Source organism: Pseudoalteromonas sp. 5Ae-yellow, from assembly GCF_014077565.1.
Classification (GTDB): domain Bacteria; phylum Pseudomonadota; class Gammaproteobacteria; order Enterobacterales; family Alteromonadaceae; genus Pseudoalteromonas.
The window spans coordinates 1-5,608 of the sequence record NZ_JACGWD010000122.1; the positions used below are offsets into that span (position 1 = coordinate 1).

A 5,608-nucleotide genomic window follows, 5' to 3' on the forward strand; every position below is an offset into this window, starting at 1 on the left:
ATGAGTATGTTCGTTAATCATAATGTGCCCTCAAACAAGATTTGAAGATCTGATCATGACATTGAGATTTAGTTCAAAAAAATCCCCGCTAATTTCTTAGCAGGGATTTGTGTATAAGAGACAGCTATTTTAGCGGCTTTAGAGTTTAATTATTTACAATTAGCGTTTGGTAAATACCAAAGCGTCGTCATTTGCATCAATAACAATCACGCAACCAGGTATGTAGTCCCCATTAAGTAGCTTTTGAGCCAGTGGGTTTTCTATCGTTTGTTGGATAGCCCGCTTAAGCGGACGTGCACCGTACACAGGATCAAACCCACTTGCTGCAATTTTATCAAGAGCCGCATCACTTATTTCAAGTAAATATCCCATTTCAGTTAAACGCTCACGTAATTTCATTAACTGAATATCAGCTATTTCTTTTATGTGCTCGTTAGCTAACGGATGGAACACAACCGTCTCGTCTATACGGTTAATAAACTCAGGCCTAAACTCATTAATTAATACTTCCATTACTTTAGCTTTAAGGGTCGTGTAGTCATTATTACCCGCTTGCTCTTGGATAATATCTGAACCTAAATTTGAGGTCATAATAATAACGGTATTTTTAAAATCAACGGTTCTACCTTGCCCGTCAGTTAATCGGCCATCATCTAATACTTGCAGTAAAATATTAAACACATCTGGATGTGCTTTTTCTATTTCATCAAGCAGTATTACTGAGTAAGGTTTACGGCGTACTGCCTCTGTTAAATAACCGCCCTCTTCATAACCCACATAACCGGGAGGTGCCCCGACTAAGCGTGCAACTGAATGTTTTTCCATAAACTCAGACATGTCGATACGCACCATGGCATCTTCGGTATCAAACATAAAACCAGCCAGTGCTTTTGTAAGCTCTGTTTTACCCACACCAGTTGGGCCTAAAAATAAGAAAGAGCCAATAGGACGATTAGGATCTGCAAGCCCTGCACGCGAGCGGCGTATTGCATTAGAAACAGCAACAACCGCTTCATCTTGCCCTATAACCTTACTGTGTAACTTATCTTCCATTTGCAGTAGCTTTTCACGCTCACCTTGTAGCATTCTTGCCACAGGAATACCTGTCCAACGAGACAATATTTCAGCAATTTCATCCTCACCTACTTGGTTTTTAAGCAGAGTCATTTCTTGCATTTCGGCTTGTGAGGCTAAATCGAGCTTGCGCTCAAGCTCTGGAATTCGTCCATATTGCAGCTCTGACATACGCTGTAAATCACTTGCTCTTCGCGCTACATCTAAATCTAATCTTGCTTGTTCAAGCTCGGCTTTAATTACTTGCGTGCCTTGAAGTGATGCTTTTTCAGCATTCCATATTTCGTCCAGCTCGCGGTATTGGCCGTCAAGGTCGGTGATCAATTCTTGCATTTCAGCTCGGCGTTTTTGACTTGCTTCGTCTTTTTCTTTCGCTAGCGCATTATCCTCCAACTTTAGTTGGATAATGCGACGTTCGAGTTTATCTAATGACTCTGGTTTTGAGTCAATTTGTAATCGAATTGAAGAACCCGCTTCATCTATTAAATCAATTGCTTTATCAGGTAACTGACGGTCGCTAATGTAACGATGAGATAACTGCGCCGCAGCTACAATCGCAGGATCAGTAATTTCTACTGAATGATGTAGCTCATACCGCTCTTTTAAGCCACGCAATATTGCGATGGTATCTTCAACAGATGGCTCTTCAATAAGTACCTTTTGAAATCGACGCTCAAGAGCTGCGTCTTTTTCTATGTATTTACGATATTCATCAAGCGTGGTTGCGCCAACGCAGTGTAACTCACCGCGTGCTAATGCTGGCTTTAACATATTGCCTGCATCCATTGCGCCATCACTTTTTCCTGCACCCACAATAGTATGTATTTCATCAATAAATAAAATGACTTGGCCTTCTTCTTTAGCCAATTCGTTTAATACTGATTTTAGACGTTCTTCAAATTCGCCACGGTATTTAGCACCCGCAACTAACGCACCTAAATCAAGTGATAGTACGCGTTTATTTTTTAATCCTTCAGGTACTTCACCGTTAATAATACGCTGTGCTAACCCCTCCGCGATTGCTGTTTTACCAACACCCGGTTCACCGATTAATACAGGGTTATTTTTAGTACGACGTTGTAATACCTGAATCGTGCGGCGAATTTCGTCATCGCGACCAATAACGGGGTCAAGCTTACCTTGCTCAGCTCGCTCAGTTAGATCAATCGTGAACTTTTCAAGCGCTTGACGTGTTTCTTCGGCATTTGGGTCATCAACTTTTTGGCCGCCGCGAATCGCTTTAATTGCAGTTTCAATTTTGGTCGAGGTAATATTTAACGACCTAAATATATCGCCAAGTGGACCTTTATCATCGCATGCAGCCAGTACAAATAATTCACTTGAAATATATTTGTCTTTGCGTTTTTGCGCGTACTTATCGCATAGATTAATAAGTGAAGCCATATTATTTGATAGCTGAACGTCACCACCGACACCTTCGACCTTAAATAATTTTTCTATTTCTTGTGAAAGCTTGGTGTTGAGTTCGTCAGCGCTGACACCCGTTTGTGCAAATAATGCACGTACGCTAGAGCCACTTTGCTTTAGTAGTGAATACATTAAATGTACGGGTTCAATAAATTGATGATCGCGGCCAAGGGCTAGCGATTGCGCATCAGAGAGCGCAGATTGAAATTTACTTGTAAATCTATCTAAACGCATGGTGTTACCTATTAAATAATCTAATTGCTTAATTAATGGGTATGTTTAGGTGTTTGTTCAAGGTGTAGGAGGAAATATAATGATTAAAGATACTAATTACTTGCGCCAGATCAAACTAGCCATACGTCCTGTTTGTCCATCTCGTCGATAAGAAAAAAATAAGTCACTTTGAGAGACTGTACAATAGTCGCCACCCGTAATATTTTTAACTCCTTGCTGGGTAAGTAAAGTACGCGCAATACCGTAAATATCAGCAAGATATTTGCCATTAGCTTGTGGTGTAAATGCTTGAATAAATGAAGAAGACCTTTTTTGAAATAACTCAAACACTTCTGCCCCAACCTCAAATCGGTTTGGTCCAATTGCAGGCCCTAACCACGCATTTATGTTTTCATATTCTGTACTAAAGCACTCTAATGTATTTTTAATAATTCCCTGCTCAAGTCCTCGCCAGCCGCCGTGTATAGCTGCAACTTCTTTTTCATCATCACTCACTAATAAAATAGGTAAGCAATCGGCGGTCATGATAGCCAAAGGCTGATTTAATAACTGAGTATAAAGCGCATCACCATCGTGTAACTCATCAAAATCAAAATGTTCATCAACAATAACAACATTAGAGCTATGAACTTGATTTAGCCACACGGCAGGTTTAGGTAGGAGATTTGTTAGTAATGAGCGGTTTTTTGATACATGATTTTGATTATCACCAACATGGAATCCCAAATTAAAACTTTTAAATGGGATTTTTGAAACACCACCTCCACAAGTAGTACTTAACGTTCCTACTTTATGAAGGTTTTGCCATGTAGCTGACAATAAGTGCATTATCTATCGATATCAGGATTAGCTTTAGTATCTTCACGTAGTGCATGTGTCATCGCGACCATATCGTCTGGGATAGGTGCTTGCCATGTCATCATTTCACCGGTGATTGGGTGCGCAATACTCAATTTTACAGCATGTAGTGCTTGGCGTCTAAAGCTACGAAGTAACTCAAATAACTCAGGTGTTGCACCTTTAGGTGGACGCGGACGGCCGCCATAAGATTGATCGCCAATTAGCGGATGATTTAAATGTGCCATGTGCACGCGAATTTGATGAGTACGGCCTGTTTCTAGGCGCAGACGTAAACGAGTATGAGCACGGAATTTTTCAGCAACACGATAATGTGTAATTGCCGGTTTACCCAGTTCATGTACTGCCATATGAGTACGCTGAGTCGGATGGCGGCCAATCGCTTTTTCAACCATACCACCTGCGGTCATAGTGCCATTACACAGTGCTTCATATTCACGCGTGAAGTTTTCACGCTTTTGTAGCGCTGTTACTAAATGCGTTTGTGCTGGAATCGTTTTAGCTACAACCATTAAACCGGTCGTGTCTTTATCTAAACGATGCACAATACCTGCGCGTGGCACGTTAATTATTTCAGGGTAGTAATGTAGTAATGCGTTTAGCACTGTTCCATTAGGATTGCCCGCTCCAGGGTGAACCACTAGGCCCATTGGTTTATTAATTACCAAAATATCATCGTCTTCATAAACAATGTTTAATTTGATATCTTGTGCTTCGTATTCGCGTGGAGCTTCAATTGTTGTCTCAACACTTACAACTTCACCACCTAGTAGCTTTTCGCGTGGAGTGTTGAAAATTTCACCATCTACGGTGATTTTATCATCCAATATCCACGTTTTTATACGAGAACGTGAATAATCAGGGAACAATTGTGCTAATACTTGGTCTAGACGTTTACCACCTAGTTCGGTTGGAACGTCGGCTTGAAGAGAAATTTGCTCTGACATTAGTAACTTTACCCAATTTACCAGTGCAAGCTTTGCTCGACTGGGTTAGAATCGCTTTTAATAAAAGCATAATATAATACGCATAGTTTACTCGGTTTTACCGACTTGGCCTAGCCGAAGACATCGAAGGTAACAAATAAAATGATAAATAAAATAGGGAAACGTGCATTTGCCATTGTTTTTTCAGTTTCTGTACTTAGTTTAGGCGCTTGTTCGTCTGCTCCAGACCAAGAAGACATTCAACGTGTACCGAATAAATCTGCACACGCTTTATATGAAGATGCAAAAGAAACACTAGATTCTGGCCTATATGCTCGTGCAATCGAACTTTTGAGTGCAATAGACTCCCGCTATCCGTTTGGGCCATTCTCTAAACAAGTACAAATGGACTTAGTGTATGCACATTACCAATCAGGTAATACTGAACAAGCACTTGCAACCATTGACCGCTTTATTCGCTTAAATCCAAACCATAAAGACCTAGATTACATGTATTACATGCGTGGTTTAGTAAACATTAAAGCTGATAAAAATGCGTTCCAAGAATACTTTGGTGTAGATAGAGCTGACCGTGATGCTAACCGTACTCGTGTTGCATTTACCGATTTATCGACACTAGTAAAACGCTTTCCAAAAAGTGATTACGCACCTGAAGCTAAGCGTCGTTTAGTGTGGCTTTTAAATCGTATGGCTCGTTATGAATTGAAAGTAGCCACTTACTATTATGAGCGTGAAGCTTATTTAGCTGCTGCTAATAGAGGTAAATTTGTTGTTGAACATTACTCACAAAGCAGTTACTTAGATCCAGCGCTTGAAATGATGGAAAAAAGTTACGACCAATTAGGTTTAACTGAACTTAGTGAACATGCAAAACAAACACGAAGACTAAATAAAAGAACTAAATAAACAAAAAAGGCGCTTAGTAAGCTGTCTCTTATATACAAATCCCTGCTAAGAAATTAGCGGGGATTTTTTTGAACTAAATCTCAATGTCATGATCAGATCTTCAAATCTTGTTTGAGGGCACATTATGATTAACGAACATACTCATTGGGCAAAACAACAAT

At 40.1% G+C, this 5,608-nt stretch carries 4 protein-coding genes; 1 reads left to right on the top strand and 3 read right to left on the bottom strand.

The features are described from left to right. Window positions 1-159 precede the first annotated feature (159 nt). From clpB to rluD, 3 genes are all read right to left on the bottom strand, one after another. Window positions 160-2,736, bottom strand: a complete 2,577-nt coding sequence (gene clpB / locus H4J63_RS19365) for an ATP-dependent chaperone ClpB (RefSeq protein WP_182198056.1) — start codon at window positions 2,734-2,736, stop codon at window positions 160-162. Between the two features lie 96 nt (window positions 2,737-2,832). After that, window positions 2,833-3,564 (bottom strand): peptidoglycan editing factor PgeF, encoded by a 732-nt coding sequence (gene pgeF / locus H4J63_RS19370; RefSeq protein ID WP_182198058.1) that lies wholly within the window; start codon window positions 3,562-3,564, stop codon window positions 2,833-2,835. Further along, window positions 3,564-4,541: a 23S rRNA pseudouridine(1911/1915/1917) synthase RluD gene (gene rluD, locus H4J63_RS19375; RefSeq protein WP_002962209.1), complete on the bottom strand. Its 978-nt coding sequence runs from the start codon at window positions 4,539-4,541 to the stop codon at window positions 3,564-3,566. Before rluD ends, pgeF begins: the two co-directional genes overlap by 1 nt. 141 nt (window positions 4,542-4,682) lie before the next feature. Between rluD and H4J63_RS19380 the strand changes: the two genes are divergently transcribed. Then, window positions 4,683-5,447: an outer membrane protein assembly factor BamD gene (locus tag H4J63_RS19380; RefSeq protein ID WP_007581382.1), complete on the top strand. Its 765-nt coding sequence runs from the start codon at window positions 4,683-4,685 to the stop codon at window positions 5,445-5,447. Window positions 5,448-5,608 lie beyond the last annotated feature (161 nt).